Source organism: Arenibacter sp. F26102, assembly GCF_023015865.1.
Taxonomy (GTDB): domain Bacteria; phylum Bacteroidota; class Bacteroidia; order Flavobacteriales; family Flavobacteriaceae; genus Arenibacter.
Genome location: NZ_JALKBC010000001.1, coordinates 211,970 through 228,543 on the forward strand (window position 1 = coordinate 211,970; position 16,574 = coordinate 228,543).

The 16,574-nt window shown below is 39.5% G+C and carries 13 protein-coding genes; 6 read left to right on the top strand and 7 right to left on the bottom strand.

What is annotated here, in order from left to right; translation table 11 throughout:
- Positions 1-25: 25 nt before the first annotated feature.
- From MWU78_RS00860 to MWU78_RS00875, 4 genes are all read left to right on the top strand, one after another.
- Positions 26-958, top strand: coding sequence for a DUF3078 domain-containing protein (locus MWU78_RS00860; RefSeq protein ID WP_246994084.1), 933 nt, complete (start codon positions 26-28; stop codon positions 956-958).
- Positions 959-1,814: 856 nt separating this feature from the next.
- On the top strand, positions 1,815-2,639 hold the full coding sequence (locus tag MWU78_RS00865; protein ID WP_246994085.1) for an alpha/beta hydrolase-fold protein: 825 nt from the start codon (positions 1,815-1,817) through the stop codon (positions 2,637-2,639).
- Positions 2,640-2,654: 15 nt separating this feature from the next.
- Positions 2,655-4,151, top strand: coding sequence for a leucyl aminopeptidase family protein (locus MWU78_RS00870; protein WP_246994086.1), 1,497 nt, complete (start codon positions 2,655-2,657; stop codon positions 4,149-4,151).
- Between the two features lie 289 nt (positions 4,152-4,440).
- Positions 4,441-5,640, top strand: coding sequence for an ATPase (locus MWU78_RS00875; protein ID WP_246994087.1), 1,200 nt, complete (start codon positions 4,441-4,443; stop codon positions 5,638-5,640).
- Between the two features lie 47 nt (positions 5,641-5,687).
- On the opposite strand, the gene MWU78_RS00880 is transcribed toward MWU78_RS00875, so the two are convergent.
- From MWU78_RS00880 to hflX, 6 genes are all read right to left on the bottom strand, one after another.
- Positions 5,688-6,881 carry a hypothetical protein gene (locus tag MWU78_RS00880; RefSeq protein ID WP_246994089.1) on the bottom strand — a complete coding sequence of 398 codons (1,194 nt, stop codon included), beginning with the start codon at positions 6,879-6,881 and terminating at the stop codon, positions 5,688-5,690.
- An 11-nt stretch (positions 6,882-6,892) separates the two neighbouring features.
- Positions 6,893-7,717, bottom strand: coding sequence for a GMP synthase (locus MWU78_RS00885; RefSeq protein WP_246994091.1), 825 nt, complete (start codon positions 7,715-7,717; stop codon positions 6,893-6,895).
- A 13-nt stretch (positions 7,718-7,730) separates the two neighbouring features.
- Positions 7,731-8,825 (bottom strand): carboxylate-amine ligase, encoded by a 1,095-nt coding sequence (locus MWU78_RS00890; protein ID WP_246994093.1) that lies wholly within the window; start codon positions 8,823-8,825, stop codon positions 7,731-7,733.
- A gap of 36 nt (positions 8,826-8,861) precedes the next feature.
- Positions 8,862-10,025: a hypothetical protein gene (locus MWU78_RS00895; RefSeq protein WP_246994095.1), complete on the bottom strand. Its 1,164-nt coding sequence runs from the start codon at positions 10,023-10,025 to the stop codon at positions 8,862-8,864.
- 17 nt (positions 10,026-10,042) lie between these two features.
- Positions 10,043-10,747, bottom strand: a complete 705-nt coding sequence (locus MWU78_RS00900) for an alpha/beta fold hydrolase (protein ID WP_246994096.1) — start codon at positions 10,745-10,747, stop codon at positions 10,043-10,045.
- Between the two features lie 247 nt (positions 10,748-10,994).
- Positions 10,995-12,206: a GTPase HflX gene (gene hflX / locus MWU78_RS00905; protein WP_246994097.1), complete on the bottom strand. Its 1,212-nt coding sequence runs from the start codon at positions 12,204-12,206 to the stop codon at positions 10,995-10,997.
- A gap of 78 nt (positions 12,207-12,284) precedes the next feature.
- Here hflX and MWU78_RS00910 point away from each other — a divergent pair, with 78 nt between their 5' ends.
- Both MWU78_RS00910 and MWU78_RS00915 read left to right on the top strand, forming a co-directional pair.
- Positions 12,285-13,259, top strand: a complete 975-nt coding sequence (locus MWU78_RS00910) for an endonuclease/exonuclease/phosphatase family protein (RefSeq protein ID WP_246994098.1) — start codon at positions 12,285-12,287, stop codon at positions 13,257-13,259.
- Positions 13,260-13,409: 150 nt separating this feature from the next.
- Positions 13,410-15,614 (top strand): S8 family serine peptidase, encoded by a 2,205-nt coding sequence (locus MWU78_RS00915; protein WP_246994099.1) that lies wholly within the window; start codon positions 13,410-13,412, stop codon positions 15,612-15,614.
- A 26-nt stretch (positions 15,615-15,640) separates the two neighbouring features.
- Here the strand turns inward: MWU78_RS00915 and MWU78_RS00920 are convergent, their stop codons facing one another.
- Positions 15,641-16,354: a 3'-5' exonuclease gene (locus MWU78_RS00920; RefSeq protein WP_246994102.1), complete on the bottom strand. Its 714-nt coding sequence runs from the start codon at positions 16,352-16,354 to the stop codon at positions 15,641-15,643.
- Positions 16,355-16,574 lie beyond the last annotated feature (220 nt).

Genomic DNA, 16,574 nt, shown 5'->3' on the forward strand with positions numbered 1-16,574 from the left:
TACTATAAACAAAACACTAACTATTATGAAGAAAATTGTACTAGCAATAGTCGCTTTGTTGGCTATGAACATTACTGTTGCCCAAACTTTGGAGGAGTTAAAGGCGGATAAAGCCAGTAAAAAAGACTCTATTGCAGCAATACAAGGAAGGGTAGACGCCATTCAGGGTAAAATTAATGCCATACCCGGTTGGAAAAAGGGCGCATTTGGAACTATTGGCGCCAGTCTCTCAGGTTTTAATAATTGGTATGCCAAAGGTGCTCCAAATTCTAGTGCTGGGAACATAGGTATTACTACCAACGCCTTTGCAAATCTTAATCAACCTAAATTTTTCTGGAGAAATTCATTGAATATAAATCTTGGGTGGGTAAAAATTGATGATAAGGATATTGACACCGATGACGATAGTTTTCGTTCAGCTACGGATGTTTTTAATATAACCTCTTTGTACGGTCAGAAATTGAGCGATAAATTCGCTATATCTACTTTGGCGGAATACAGGACTACAATTATAGACAATTTTAATGACCCAGGCTATTTGGATATTGGGGTTGGAGCAACTTGGACGCCCATCACTGATTTGGTGGTGGTTATACACCCCTTAAACTACAACTTTGTGTTTAGTTCGGGTGAGAGTGTTTTTGAATCTTCCTTGGGTGCTAAGATTGTGGCCGACTATACCAGAAAGTTGGGTAAGGTTAATTTTAAGACCAATATGTCCCTATTTCAGAGTTATAAAAGTGCTGATTATTCCAACTGGACCTGGACCAATTCTTTTGGATATACCTTATGGAAAGGTATTGGTTTAGGGTTTGAATTTGGTCTAAGAAACAATAAGCAAGAAGCATTAAATTATGCAACTGGTAATCTGGATGTGGGAGATCCAACACCTACTTTTGCATCAATCGATAATGATTTACAGACCTATTGGTTGTTTGGCCTAAACTATTCTTTCTAAAAAGCGATATCAGTACGTAAAAAAAATAAAATGGCCCCCTTAGAGGGCCATTTTTGCTAAGTAGGGTTTGTCAATTTTGGTTAAGTTATATATATTTTTAATTTCCGAGAAATTGGAATGTCGTTTTTTGAAATGCCTAAAGGTGAATCCCAAAATGTTTTTGGATATTTATCCTTTTATTGATAAGGCTAATATATCGGGAAATAAGTTTATAGATTAATATATGTTGTGTAGGGAGTGCATCATGTGGTGTACAACTCTGTTGAGGGGGTTTGCTGTTTTTAAAGTGTATTCAAGTTAATATGAATAGGCTTCACATGTTCTTGGTTGCGACAAGGAGCAACATTAATAATCTTTGGACCCTTAATAACTTGGATACATTTTGGTCGAATTTGGGATAACTAAAAATGCCCCTTTTTCAAGGGGCTTTTTTTTAGTTAAGTAGGTCTTTCCAGTAAAATTTGGTTTCTTGTCTAAAACTTTAACTTTTAGGTTAAGTGCTGATTTGGGGAAAAAGCACTTCGAATTAAGTTTTGCGTTCGATTTGGGGTTAAACACTATCACTTAAATACAATGTAAAGATAGAAGGAATGGGCAGTTATGCTTAATTTTTGTTGTGAACTCCCCCGAGAATGTTGTGAAAAAAACCAACGGTATCGTTTCTTCGACAAACGGCAATAATTTTATTCCTCTTGGATTCATTTTAGAGATTAAGAATCCTTTATAAGGACATTTAGACCTGTATAAAAAACAATATTTTATCAAAATACTCAGGAACACAGCACATTAGATTTACTTAGATTATACTGTTGTTTTAAAACCAACTATCTTTGTCCGCATTTGTTGGGCTAAAATTATGAAAAAGAGAATGTTGGAGAATAATATTGATGGTGTTGGAAGTCACCTGGAAAATCCCATTTCCTATAACCCAGAGATTCGGATTATAGCGGAGGATTATGAAATTCCACAATTGAAAAAGAAAAGAAGGATATCGGTACTCCTTCCCCATGGCTATGAGACCAGTACTAAAAGCTACCCGGTTTTATATTTACACGATGGCCAAAATCTATTTGATGGTGGTGGACCCTATGGTAACTGGGCCATAGATGAAAAGCTTTCGGACCTGTCCATAAAAGGAATGGGAGATATTATTGTGGTGGCCATAGACCATGCAGAGGAGGAAAGAGTGTTGGAGTTTTCTCCCTTCAAAGAAACCAAATGGGGTAAAGGGGACGGAAAGAAATATCTCAAGTTTTTGGTGGAGACCCTAAAGCCTGAAATCGACAAAAATTTTAGGACCTTAAAAGACAGGGAGTTTACCGGAGTTGGTGGAAGTTCTATGGGTGGACTAATAAGTATTTATGCTGGTTTAAGGTATCCTTCAGTATTTGGAAAATTGATGATTTTTTCACCTTCCCTCTGGATTACACCAAAGATTTATTTTGATGCCATAAATTTTCATCAACCTTATCCGACCGACATCTATCTATATGCCGGTGGGGATGAAAGCGTGAATATGGTGGGGAATGTAGAAAAGTTAAAGCAAATACTGGAAGAAAAAAATAAAGAGGGCACCAAGGTAAATATTGAACTCCGTATTGATCCCGATGGAAAACACGAGGAATGGTTTTGGAGCCAAGAATTTCCTACGGCTCTGGAATTCCTTTATTTTAGGAATTAAATATAAAGCACTTTTATGGTTACAATATTAACGGAAAGGAATCATTTTTCAGAAGTACTGGTTATACCCTTTGTCCAAGGTGACAATTTGGAAGCGAACATTGTTAAAATGGCTGGGGATTTAAATTTACCAGCGGAACTTTTGACCGAACAAATAAAGGCTGAAAAAAAAGAAATTTCCCTATTTTATCCTATTGATCAGAAAAATTTAAAGAAGGTATACTGTTTGGGCTTGGGAGCAAATCCCACGATAAAAGTGATTATCGATACTCTTAAGCGCTTTATGCAAATTGAAGCGCCCAAATTGCCATCAAATTTGAGCTTAGATCTGGGCAGTGGGAATTTTGACCCTGAATCTATTTCCATTTTGGCTGAGGGCGTAGTCAGTGGGCTAATATTGGGGACCTACAAAAAGGGTATGTATCAGACATTGGAAACAAAAACGCAGAAATGGAAATCCGACGAATTAAAATTGGGCTTTTGTGTGCCAGGAGGTTTTGAGGAAATTGTAAAAAAGGCAGCTATCAAGGGCAAGGCTACCGCGGAAACCCAACTTAAGATCTTAGGGTTGGTCAATGCACCAAGCAATAAACTTACCCCTAATAAATTAGCCGAAGTTGCTGTAAAATCTGGGAAGGATTTTGGTTACCATGTAGAAGTCCATGATAAAAAATCCATTGAAAAACTCGGTCTAAAAGCCCTGATGTCCGTTAGTCAGGGAAGTGAGAAACCTGCGAGATTCATTATAATGGAATATAGACCAGCTAAAAGTGGTCCGGACACTCCTACTGTGGGCTTGGTGGGCAAAGGTGTTACCTTTGACACAGGAGGCATATCTATAAAAGGATCTTCCAATATGCATTATATGAAAAGCGATATGGGAGGAGCAGCAGCTGTTTTAGGGGCCATAGAATTGACTGCCAAGCTAAAATTGCCTGTACATCTTATTGCTGTAATTCCTGCAACAGAAAATTGTGTAGATGCCAAAGCTCTAAAACCGGGAGATGTTATTGGGTCATTTGCGGGGAAATCAATTGAGATTATAGATACGGATGCAGAGGGGCGCTTAATATTGGCCGATGGAATTGCCTACTTGAATAAAAATTATCACCCAGATATAATTTTGGATGCGGCTACTTTAACGGGAAGCTGTGTACAGACCTTGGGCTATGAGGCCGGTGGATTGTTCACCAATAATGATGAATTGGCCCTTAAATTGATAAACGCAGGGGATCAAAGTGGGGAGCGTTTGTGGCGGCTACCTTTGTGGGATTCCTACGAGGGAGATATTAAATCTGATATTGCCGATGTAAAAAATTACAGTGGCAAGCCTATAGCAGGGGCCATAAGTGCTGCTAAATTTTTAGAATTTTTTACGGATAAACATCCAAAATGGGCCCACTTGGACATAGCCGGGGTGGCTTTTGGGGATGCGGAATTCTATACCCAAAAAACGGCTACCGCTTTCGGCGTAAGACTGCTGACCGATTTTATTGCTGGTTTGGTTAAATAGTTTCTGATCAATAGGGCATGGAGACATTACTTTTAAGATGCCCACTATGAAGTTTATGGGAGGTCGGATTGTTAAAATTCTTTATGGCCTGTTTAACTTTAGGTATTATTTACTTCAATATCCATTAAATATCCAATATAGGACCTAAGAGGTAATGACCTGGACAATTATAGCCCCGAAACAAGAACAAAGGATAACCCTAAAATGGATAGGCAATTTTTTCAATTGATTTTGCGGTGTATACGGGATTAATGGGTATTTTACAGCTAATAAGTTATACCTCAGGACCATGACAGGAAAAGCCGATCAAACCACCTTTTTATGTATTTCCAGTTTTTTTAAGGGAGAAGATTTTTTAAAATCCTGTAAGGCTTTAGGAAATAAGGTGTTACTTATTACCTCAAAGGGATTGGAACATAAGAACTGGCCTCGCGATTCTATTGACGAAATTTTCTACATGCAGGAAAAGCGGGAAGGGGTATGGAATATGGACGATTTAGTTTCTGGCCTGGCTTTTTTATTGCGTAATCAAAAAATAGACAGGATTGTTGCCTTGGACGATTTTGATGTGGAGAAAGCCACCTTGGTAAGGGAACATTTTAGAATTCCCGGTATGGGACAAACAACAGGTAGATATTTTAGGGATAAGTTGGCGATGAGAATGAAAGCTGCGGAGTCCAGTATTCCAGTTCCGCAATTCACACCATTATTCAACAATAGTGAAATAGATGAATATACAAAGAGGGTTCCTGCTCCATGGCTAATTAAGCCCAGATCCGAAGCCTCTGCAACAGGGATCAGAAAAATATTTTCGAACGAAGAGCTATGGACCGTTTTGGAGTCTTTGGGAGACCGGCGGCACGAGTACTTATTGGAGAAATTTGCTCCTGGGGATGTTTACCACGTTGATTCTTTATCTGTTGACGGTAAAATTGTTTTTACACAGGCTTCCCAGTATTTAAGCACCCCTATGGACGTGGCTCACGGACACGGTATTTTTAGATCTATTACCCTTAAGATGGATTCCCTGGATGCCATTGGTCTTAAGGCTATCAATGAGGAAGTATTAAAAGCCTTCGGAATGCGTTTTAGTGCCTCCCATAGCGAGTATATTAAATCTCGGGAAACCGGGAAATTCTATTTTCTGGAAACCGCCTCCCGTGTAGGGGGAGCCCATTTGGCAGAAATGGTATTCTTTGCTACCGGAATTAATTTATGGAAAGAATGGGCTGTTATCGAAGATGCTATGGCCAAGGGGAAGCCATATAAGCTACCCAAAGTAAAAAATGAATACGCAGGTATTGTAGTTTCCCTGTGCCGGTTCCAATATCCAGATCCCTCCTGCTTTACAGACCATGAAATTTGTTGGCAACTACAAAAGGATTACCATATTGGCCATATAGTAAAATCTGATTGTCAGGAGAGAGTTTTGGAATTGCTTAACGCTCATACTAGACGGATCCAAATCGACTTTCACGCAAGTACCTAATATGTCATGGGAAGAGTTTTAAAGAGGTGAAAAACTTGAATGTATCTCTAGTCCTCAAAGAACCCCACGCTGGCACCCACCCAGTCCTTATCCTTGTTAAAGCGAACCCCAACCATTTCCCCTTTGCTAATACGTACTAGATTGTTGACGACTTTGGCCTTTTTTTCACCCTTTTCCCATATCATCAACATCCTGATTTCACATTTGGCAGGTTCCGTTGGAGTCTTTATTGCAGGTGCATAGACCACTTTTTTCTGTAGGATATAGTTTTCCCTATTTTGAACGGCATCAAGATCTTGTTTGGTGACATTTATGAGTACACCCGATCCCGCAAAAGAGAACAAGGGTTTAAGCACATAGTTTTCCAAGTCCTCCGGATACTTTTCCAGTTGGTGCAAGAAATGGCAGGGAGGAACATACGGGCTGTTGATCAAAGGCATGGTGAACTTACTTATCCTAAAAAACCAATTTGGGTGCCCTATCCATTCCACATTGTATTCCTTGGTAAAATCGAATTGCCTTGGGAGATCTTCCCTTTTAAAAAGTTCATCAAAAATAACCCGATTATATATCCTGCGTACCGGAATTTTCTGGCCTTTATTATTGGTATAAAACACATTTTTCCCTTCCGTAATCAATTCGCTTATGCAAACCACTTTTATGCCCAAATGGCGGGACGTAGCCAAAAAATCTATTTGTGTGGCCTGTTTATGGGGCTCTATTTCCAAAAGAATCACATTTTCGGGAGAACAGTCGCCCACAATAATTTCCCTTAATTTCTCTACATAATCTGCAGAAGTTGTATTGTTTAAGTGATGATAGTTTGAAGGTATATTGAAGTGATTGCGATAGCCTTTGGCCATTAGCTCTTGAAAAAAATAAAGGGTCGGAAATCCTTGTACTTCCACCATTTGAGGCATAAGTTCCCCTTTCTCATCCAAACATATTCCAAAGTCCATTTGAAGAAAAGTAGTGTGTTCATCTTCCCCAGGAACGAATTGTGAGGCATCTTGAAGGGCATTTTTGGTCAGCTCCTTGAAATTTGGCTGACAGATCACATTGTTGACCTGATCGCAGGCCTCCAACAATCTTTGTTTAAGGTATTTTGGAATGAAGATAGGGGTCTCCGAAATACGAAACGGTGGTTTATGATCATAGGCGGTAGAGATACTTTCTAAAAATGCCTTGTATTTCCCATCCGTAAATGCTGCATTGTATTGCTGACGAAGATGTTCTACCATAAATACCTATATTAAGAGAGTTGCTTGGATAATCCAATTTTTTTAATAGCATTTTCAATAAATCCAGGTATTATGGAATTGTAGGTAGATTCCAATTTATCCGTATCCCTAATATGGGTCATCATGTTATTATATTTTCTTTTCCCGTAAGTGGCAATTACTTTCTCTTCGTTTTCAGGTTTTGCAAAGTGCACTTCCATACTAACCGGTTCGGCCTCGGGATGAAATTGTACTCCGACAAATTCGTTCGAAAAACGTACGGCCATAATGGCCCTTTCGTATTCCACATGCGTCCTTATTTTCTCCAATGCCAATATTTTGGCCCCTTTTTCCTCAAAAACTTTCAATCTCGGTTGTATAAGTTGCCAATCCCTCGAATCTACGGCAAAGAAAGGATCGGGTAATTTGGAGAACAACTCATCGGCCCTTCCGTTTTTGGTTTTATGGATAGGCAAGATGCCGAAAGAGGGGGATTTGCGTTTTGTAATTTCTCCTAGACCAAAATGATGACAGACCATTTGATAGGAATGACAAATAAAGAACACATATTTTTTGGGATAGTGGCCATTTTTGTTGTGTTCCCATAGTTCGTCAATGAGGGAATAATACTTTTTATCCCAAATTCCATCCCCTTCCAAAGGATTTCCTGGGCCTCCAGAAGAAATATAGATATCATAACTGGTATCGGGAACTTCATTTTTTTTCCTAACGTCAAAAAATTTGTAATCGGCCTCCTCGCTATATTTATCCAATATTTCCCTAATGCATCGCAACCCTTGATTGGGAATGCCATTATATAAATCCAGAACTGCAATCTTTTTTTTTCTATCCAACATTTTTCTTGTTCATTTAAATCCCTGCAACCGTCTCCTTCAAAATATAATCGACCACATCATTAAGGTTTTTGGTTTTTTCAAAAACGGCCAGTTGTCTGTCCGCCCCGGTCCCTTCATTTAAAATTTTATGTATTCTATTAATTTCCTCCCTACTTCCCAAGTCATCTACCACATCATCCACAAATTCGAGCAGCTCCAAAATTAATTCTTTGGTTGGTACTTCTATAGATTTTCCGAAGTCGATCATCTTGCCTTCAATCCCATATCTTGAGGCCCTCCATTTGTTTTCGTTGATCAATGCCCTTTTGTAAATAATAAAGTTGAGGTTGCTCCTTCTTAAAATATAAAGTTTGGCTACCAAGGCCTGAATCAATGCCGTTATGGTTACAGTTTCATCTATTGTTAGGGGAACATCGCAGATCCTAAATTCTATAGTCGGGTAGAAAGGGTGTACCCTTACATCCCACCATATTTTTTTTGCGTTGTCTATACACTTCGTTTGTACCAGAAGGTTAACATAGCGCTCGTATTCCCCAGCTCCGGTAAAGAAATCCGGGATGCCGGTACGTGGAAATTTATCAAAGACTTTGGTGCGGAACGATTTAAAGCCCGTATTTCTGCCTTCCCAAAAGGGGGAGTTGGTAGAAAGTGCATATATATGGGGTAAAAAATAGCGCACGGAATTGTAAATGTGTATTGCCATTTCCCTATCCTCAATGCCCACGTGAACATGTAGTCCAAAGATAAGATTGGACCTGGCGGCATCCTGTAATTCCTGAACAATTTCATCATATCGTGGATGAACCGTAATCAATTGTTTTTCCCATTCCGAGAAAGGGTGGGTACCAGCTGCGGCTATGCGAAGGTCGAGACTGGCCGCAACTTCGGATATGGTTTTTCGCAAATTGGTTACCTGCGATCGTACCTCTTTTATATCCTTGCAAATGACCGTACCAACTTCAACTACTGCCTGATGCATTTCCGCTTTTACTTGCCCTTCCAATATCTCATCAGCAATTTCTACAATTTTTTGCTCATGTGAGGTCAACTCACGGGTTTTGGGGTCTATGACCTGATATTCTTCTTCTACTCCTAATGTAAAATCCATTGGTGTCCACGTATTACAGTTTGGGCATTATCAAAACTATTTTGACTTGCTTTTGGTTGTTGTGGCCTTTTTGACCGGTTTTTTAGTTGTCGGAGGTGCGACTTTTGCCTTTGTTACCGTTTTCGCTTTGGTCGCAGTTACTTTTACCGGAGCTTTTTTTGCTGCCGGGGTTTTTGCTGTAGGTGTTGTTGCCTTTGCGGGAGCTTTTTTTGTCTTTGCCACAGCCGGGGCCTTTTTAACCTCTGTTTTGGTGGGGTCGGGCGTAATAGCATTCTTAACAAATGTACCCCAGGTTAAATTCATCTGCCCTGGTTTATGTGCTTGGGCCCTTTTAATGGCCATATTTGCAGCTGTCTCCACGACCCAATCAAAATTATCCTGGCCAACGGAATTAATATCTGCATCCGGTGCCGGATTGCAAAAATCTATTGCATAAGGAATTCCGTCCCTGACCGCAAACTCCACGGTGTTGAAATCATAGCCTAAAGCCGCATTTAATTTTATGGTGTAGTCCTTAACGGTATCCAAAAGTTTTTTACTCAATGGGGGACCGTCATGTACATACCTTAAGTGATGGGGATTGCGGGGCTCATATTGCATAATGCGGACTTCATTGCCGCCAAGGCAATAGCAACGGAAATATTCATTAAACTCAATTTCTTCTTGCAACATCATAATAAGTTGCCCGGTTTCGCTGTGACTCTTGAAAAACTCCTCAGAATTATTCAGTTTATACACATTTTTCCATCCACCACCAGCATAAGGTTTCATATAGGCGGGAAAGCCAATATGATCAAAAATACTATCCCAGTCCAAAGGGTATTTAAGATTCCGAAAAGAATTTTCGTTGGTATCGTCCGGTCTATCCTTCGAGGGCAGAAGTACTGTTTTTGGTACTGGAACTCCGGTTTTAATGGCCAGGGCATTATTGAAAAATTTTTCATCAGCGCTCCACCAAAAAGGATTGTTTAGGACCGCTGTACCAGATATGGCAGCATTCTTTAAATATGCCCGGTAAAAGGGAACATCTTGGGAAATACGATCAATGATAACGGCATATTCGGTAGGGTCGGCCTGCTTTACCATGTCGATCATTACAGCCTCGGCCATGATCCCATTAATATTTTTTTCGTTTATTCTATCTATAAAGGCTTGAGGAAAAGTGTTTTCCTGGCCGTAGAGTATTCCAATTTTTTTCATAGTTTATGTGTTAAATTTTACATTAGCGATAAATAGTGGGGAAGCATTTCTCTCCATATGGGCCAATCGTGACTGGCGTTGGGCCTATTGTCCAACCAATGGTCGATACCTTTATTTCTTAGAATTTCTGACATTCTAAGATTGGCTCCCAAACAAATATCATGTTCGCTGGTACCCAAAATAATCTTCATATTATAGAGCTCAGGATTAGACATGTCCGGTAAATAATCAACAGGATTATTAAAATATACATTATCGTCGTAATATCCGTCCATTTGGTCCCTTATATCAAAGGCTGCGCTCATGGTAAATAGGTGGCTGACCGTTTCAGGATGTCTAAAGGCAAAATTGGCTGCTTGGTAACCTCCGAAACTACATCCGGAAACGGCCACCTTACCTATAGGGGATTCGTGCCGTACTTTGGCAACTACCTCCTCCAATATCATTTTGTCGTACCAAATGTGGTTTTTAACACGGTCTGCGGGGTGAATGGATCTATTGTACCAACTGTATTCGTCAATACTGTCCAGACAATATACCTTGACCTTACCTTGTTCTATGAACCAAGAAATAGAATCTATTAAATGAAAATCCTTGCTTTCGTAATACCTGCCCCTAGTAGTCGGGAAAATTAATAAGGGATAGCCCCAATGGCCATAAACCATCATTTCCATTTCCTTGCCCAGATTAGGGGAATACCATTTATGATAGTTCTCTTCCAAAAATGTAGTTGTTAATAGCCGGGGAAGTATCTCCTTGTCTTAAAGTTAGCCAAAATTATGACTCCAACAAATCTCTTTTTGGGAATGATCTGTACTTTACAATATGGCGTAAGGGTTGCCTATCCGTACAAGGCAGTGAAAATATTCAAAAGGTGTTGATTATCAACACCTTTTGAATTGTGCTGGGTACAGTAATAAATATCTATTAAATATAAAGTATTGAATTAAACGCCTATACAGCTTTTATTCAATACTCATCCAAATGTTCTGGATATAGGAAGTTGTTGTAGGGAAATCGTGTTATGTGAATGTCCCTAACCTCATCATAAACGCGTTTTCTAAATTCTTCCAAATTCTCCTTATTTAATGCCGAAATAAATAAAGCCCTATCACCTACTCGTCTCATCCATGTATTCTTCCATTCTTCAATAGTAAAGTGTTTGTTGGTTTTTTCCGTAATTAGATCATCGTCATCAATAGTCTTGTGTTCGTATTGATCTATCTTGTTGAAAACCATAATGGTTTTTTTGTCGGAACTTTTTATTTCGGTCAGAATTTGGTTTACAGAATCTATGTGCTCTTCGAAATTGGGATGGGAAATATCAACGACATGTAATAATAGATCCGCTTCGCGGACTTCGTCCAAGGTGCTTTTAAAACTTTCCACCAATTGCGTGGGCAATTTTCTAATAAATCCAACCGTATCACTTAATAGAAATGGAAGGTTACCAATAACCACTTTTCTAACGGTAGTGTCCAAAGTGGCGAACAACTTGTTCTCTGCAAAGACATCGCTCTTGCTGATAACGTTCATAATGGTAGATTTCCCCACATTTGTATACCCGACCAAGGCTACACGGACCAATGCTCCACGATTTCCTCTTTGGGTCTCCATCTGTTTGTCTACCTTCAACAACTTCTTCTTTAACAGCGTAATGCGATCACGAACAATACGCCTATCGGTCTCTATTTCCGTTTCACCAGGTCCACGCATTCCAATACCCCCTTTTTGTCGCTCCAAGTGAGTCCATAAACCGGTTAGTCTTGGAAGTAAATATTCATATTGGGCCAATTCTACTTGGGTACGGGCATAGCTGGTCTGTGCCCTTTGGGCAAAAATATCCAGAATAAGACTGGTACGATCTAGGATCTTACATTTCAGTTGTCTTTCTATATTCCGTTGTTGCCCAGGGGTAAGTTCGTCATCAAAAATAACGGACCCAATGTCATTGCTCTTTACATAGGCCTCGACTTCCAACATTTTACCACTTCCAATATATGTTTTGGGGTTGGGCAAGTCTATACGTTGTACAAATCGCTTACAAACCTCCCCACCGGCAGTGTAGGTGAGGAATTCAAGTTCATCTAAATATTCGGTGACCTTTTCCTCATTCTGATCCTTGTTCATTACTCCTATGAGTACCGCTTTCTCGTATTCTATGGTCTTCTTCTCTAGCATATTCATGTTTAAAGTACAAATCTAATCAATACTTGCCAAGGGATTTTTTGTATTTTGGCTTTCGGTTAAAAATTTTGGATGAATTTTTCATTTTTTAAGAAGAAATCGGTCAATACTCTTCACACAGTAGCCTTCTATAACTTGGAGAACCTATTCGACACTATAGATGATCTGGATACTTTGGACGATGACTTTACTCCTAATGGATCCAGAAAGTGGACCCCAAGGCGATATAAGAATAAACTTGCCAAACTAGCTAAAACCATAGGAGAAATTGGGCTGGAAGCGGTTGGACTTCCTCCAGTCCTAGTTGGGGTAGCTGAGGTTGAGAATGAGTCGGTAGTCCAGGATTTGTTGGCAACAGAGCCTTTAAATAAGTACAACTATCATTATGTTCATTACGACTCACCAGACGAAAGGGGAATTGATAATGCCTTGCTTTACAATAAGGATAACTTTGAAGTAATAAGCTCGGAAGCCATTCCTTTGATGGTTTATAGCCTAGCAGGGCAGCGGGATACCACAAGGGATATATTATATGTACACGGTAATCTAAATGGAGAAGAGGTACATATTTTCGTGAATCATTGGCCTTCCCGTAGGAATGGCGAGGTGGAAACGGATTACAAGCGTATTGCCGCAGCCAAAACCATAAATGAATATATGGGGCAGATCGAAGAAGGCGTGGAAAATCCCAACTACATTGTAATGGGCGATTTTAATGACGGTCCTTCATCTACAAGTATTAAAACCTTGATGAGTAGGAATAGGCTTCATAACCCAATGGAAACATTAAAGTCTCCAAATCGTGGGAGCGCCAATTACAGAAAATCCTGGAGTCTATTTGATCAAATTATAGTGTCCCATAACTTCCTCAATTACGAAAAGGGAACCCATAGTTTTTGTGAAGCCAATATTTTTGATGAAAACTTTTTAACCGAGTTCAAAGGAAAGTACAAAGGCAATCCACGTAGAACCTATGTAGGGACAAGATATATGGGTGGATTTAGTGATCATTTCCCTGTGTATGTGCAATTTAAGTACAATTCCTAAATTATTTTTTCTCAAAAGGGAACTTTTCATGTCGTTTTTTGAGCTGTTCACAACAAAACCATGCGTTTCATCGAATAAAAAGGTGCGTTAATCGATAATATTTGCTTGTTGTAGTATATTTGTAGTCCAAATCTTACTATAAACTTTATCATGGCTTACGCACACCTTACTTTGTTAAAGATTAGCAGGAGTTTACTTCCAATAGCTTTTTGCCTTGCTACCTATAGCTCGTTTGCACAAACCGACAAACAAATCCATAGCATTAAGGATAAGTACCGTAGTTCAAAATTAGGCGTGTTTACAAACGACCTAAAAAGGAATTTTGATAAAGAGAACAATACCTTGTTACAGTCCGCTAAGACCAATGGCTGGAAATTAACAGAAAGATTGGCAGATGGAAATTTCAGTGAACTTACTTCTATTGGCGACGATGGGACTCCCCTTTATTACAGTACCTTCAGTACAGAAATAAATACTGCTACTAGGGCCAATGCTCTACATGATAATGGTTTATTGGATTTAGGTATTAACGGCGAGAACATGTTGGTAGGAGTATGGGATGCCGGATCGGTTTTAACAAACCACAATGAATTTGGCAATAGGGTACAGACTTTGGATCAGAGTGAAATAGTAGATTCCCATGCCACAAGGGTTACAGGTATTTTAGTAGCTGCAGGATTGGATAAGAAATCAAAAGGAGTAGCATATAAGGCTAAAGCTGTTTCCCATGACTGGAGGAGAGATAAAATTGAAGTTGCAGAGATGGCAGCCAATGGTTTGCTATTATCGAACCACTCATACGGAATTATGTCCAATCGCGTTCCGGACTGGTATTTTGGATCCTATATCCAAGTTTCTAGGGATTGGGATAAGATTATGTACAATGCTCCTTATTACTTAATGGTGACTGCTGCCGGAAATTCTCAAAGAAATAAAGATAATGAGGCTCCAATTTTTGGTTCGGCTTCCAATGGTTTTGATTTGATGTTGGGATTTGCAACTTCCAAAAATGGTGTTACAGTTGCCGCAGCTGACATTGTAACCAATGACCAAGGTCAATTGATGAGAGCCTCTGTGGCATCCTATTCCAGTTTTGGACCTGTTGATGATGGCCGTATTAAGCCGGACATTGCCGCATATGGTACAAATATCTATACCACAGGTATCGAGAAGGACAACAGTTATGAGACCGCAAATGGAACATCGGTAGCTACACCAGGTGTAACGGGTTCCATGCTTTTGATTCAAGAATATCACGAACAAATGGAAGGTAGTTTTATGAGGGCTGCTACTTTAAAGGGATTGGTTCTGCATACTGCAGACGATGTAGACGCTCCGGGACCGGATTACAAAATGGGTTGGGGAGTTATTAATTCAAAATCCGCTGTAGAGCTAATAGCCAACAAAGGATTTTCTTCCATGATTTCGGAAGAAACCCTTTCGGAAGGTGAAACAAAGACCTATACGGTATTGGCCAATGGACAAGAACCTCTTTCAGCCTCAATTTCTTGGACAGATCCTGCTACAGGAGTGGTTAATTCAGGTACTTTAAATGATATGTCAGCGGCGTTGGTCAATGATTTGGATATTAAGATCACCAAGGACGGCAAGACTTTTTTACCATGGAAACTTAATGCGGCCAAGGCAGATTCACCGGCTGTTAACGGCGACAATAAAGTGGATCCATTTGAAAAAATAGACATTCAGAATGCCAAGGGTGAATACATTATTACTGTAACCCATAAGAACAATTTGGACCAGGGACCACAGAATTTTTCCATTATTGTTAATGGGATTGCCCTTACCGATTGCGTTCTTAGTACACCAGAGGATATTGAATTGACCACTTCTGATGAAACTGGGGTAACATTTAACTGGATGGCGAACACGGATGCACTGTTCCAGGTAGAGTACAAAAAGAAGGGTTCAGACCAATGGAATGTAGATACCACCTTTGATTCCTTTATTAGCCTACATAATTTGGTTGAGGGAACGGATTACTTTCTTAGGGTGAAGACCTATTGTTCCGAGAATATTAGTTCGGAATATAGCAATGAGTTCCACTTTACCTTCAAAGGAGCTGAAACCGAACTTATAGATTATATGGAATATGAAACCTTGACATTGGAAGTGCAGTTTTCTATTTTTCCTAACCCAGTACAGACTTCAATGACTATAAATGGGGATGTCTCCGAGGATGCCATGTATAAAATTGTTTCTCTTAACGGTACAGTGGTAAGATCGGGGAAAGCGGAACAAAAGCAAATTTATATTGCCGATCTAACTGCTGGTCTTTATGTGCTAACCGTGGCTGATCTTGAGGGTTCAAAATCGGTTAAGTTCTATAAGTCATAATTTCCAAAGGAAAAATTTGGACCTTCCTAAATTCTTTTGATTTCATTATCATCCAATAGTTCTTCATTTCGAAGACGTAAAAACACCTGGGCTGTTGTAATTACATCCAATTCGCAATATTTTACAATCCGATCCAAGTCCTTCTCTTCATAATAAACAGCTTTTACCATACTTCCGTCTATATCCTCTTTTGGAGAGGGAATGCCCAGTATATTAGCCATTAACTTAAGTGACGTATAATGCTTGTAGTCTCCAAATTTCCATAGCTCCATGGTGTCCAAATGCGCTATTTCCCATGGTTTTTTGCCAAAAAGGTCCAACTTATTGGGCAAATCTATTTTGTTGATAATCATTCGTCTGGCGATATAGGGAAAATCGAATTCTTTGCCATTGTGACCACACAGTAGATGGTGCGGTCGGTTGAAATGGGTATCCAATAAGTTTTTGAAATCTTTAAGGATCTTTGATTCTTCACCATAAAATGAAGTTACCCTAAAGTACCGGTTGTTTCCTTTAAAATTGAAATATCCAACGGAAATTGTCACAATCTTACCAAATTCTGCCCATATGCCAGCCCTGTCGTAGTATTCTTCCGCTGAGTATTCGTCTTTTCGTTGGTAGTGCGACTTATGGTCCCAAAGTTCTTTTTTGGTGTCCTCAAGCTCATTAAAATTCTCTTTTTCCGGGACGGTTTCTATGTCCAAAAAAAGTATGTGCTCCAAGTTAATTTTGTGTAACATCCCAAGTTTATTATGACGAAAATGAATTGATTATAATTATGATAAAACACGGGGAATTATAAATATACAAACAAATTTAGAACTGTCGGGCAGGGCATTTTTACAATTGGTTAGCGGCAATTTTGTGGTATGCTGGGTTGGATGTACAAGAAGGTATTAACTGACCATACGGTTGGTAGGCAACTCTGAATTACTGTTGCGGATTGGGTATACTTCGATA

What these genes read in the sequence shown, in the direction of transcription:
- MWU78_RS00860 (WP_246994084.1), top strand. Translation starts at nt 26, where the DNA reads ATGAAGAAAATTGTACTAGCAATAGTCGCTTTGTTGGCTATGAACATT.
- MWU78_RS00865 (WP_246994085.1), top strand. Translation starts at nt 1,815, where the DNA reads ATGAAAAAGAGAATGTTGGAGAATAATATTGATGGTGTTGGAAGTCAC.
- MWU78_RS00870 (WP_246994086.1), top strand. Translation starts at nt 2,655, where the DNA reads ATGGTTACAATATTAACGGAAAGGAATCATTTTTCAGAAGTACTGGTT.
- MWU78_RS00875 (WP_246994087.1), top strand. Translation starts at nt 4,441, where the DNA reads ATGACAGGAAAAGCCGATCAAACCACCTTTTTATGTATTTCCAGTTTT.
- MWU78_RS00880 (WP_246994089.1), bottom strand. Translation starts at nt 6,881, where the DNA reads ATGGTAGAACATCTTCGTCAGCAATACAATGCAGCATTTACGGATGGG.
- MWU78_RS00885 (WP_246994091.1), bottom strand. Translation starts at nt 7,717, where the DNA reads ATGTTGGATAGAAAAAAAAAGATTGCAGTTCTGGATTTATATAATGGC.
- MWU78_RS00890 (WP_246994093.1), bottom strand. Translation starts at nt 8,825, where the DNA reads ATGGATTTTACATTAGGAGTAGAAGAAGAATATCAGGTCATAGACCCC.
- MWU78_RS00895 (WP_246994095.1), bottom strand. Translation starts at nt 10,025, where the DNA reads ATGAAAAAAATTGGAATACTCTACGGCCAGGAAAACACTTTTCCTCAA.
- hflX (WP_246994097.1), bottom strand. Translation starts at nt 12,206, where the DNA reads ATGCTAGAGAAGAAGACCATAGAATACGAGAAAGCGGTACTCATAGGA.
- MWU78_RS00910 (WP_246994098.1), top strand. Translation starts at nt 12,285, where the DNA reads ATGAATTTTTCATTTTTTAAGAAGAAATCGGTCAATACTCTTCACACA.
- MWU78_RS00915 (WP_246994099.1), top strand. Translation starts at nt 13,410, where the DNA reads ATGGCTTACGCACACCTTACTTTGTTAAAGATTAGCAGGAGTTTACTT.
- MWU78_RS00920 (WP_246994102.1), bottom strand. Translation starts at nt 16,354, where the DNA reads ATGTTACACAAAATTAACTTGGAGCACATACTTTTTTTGGACATAGAA.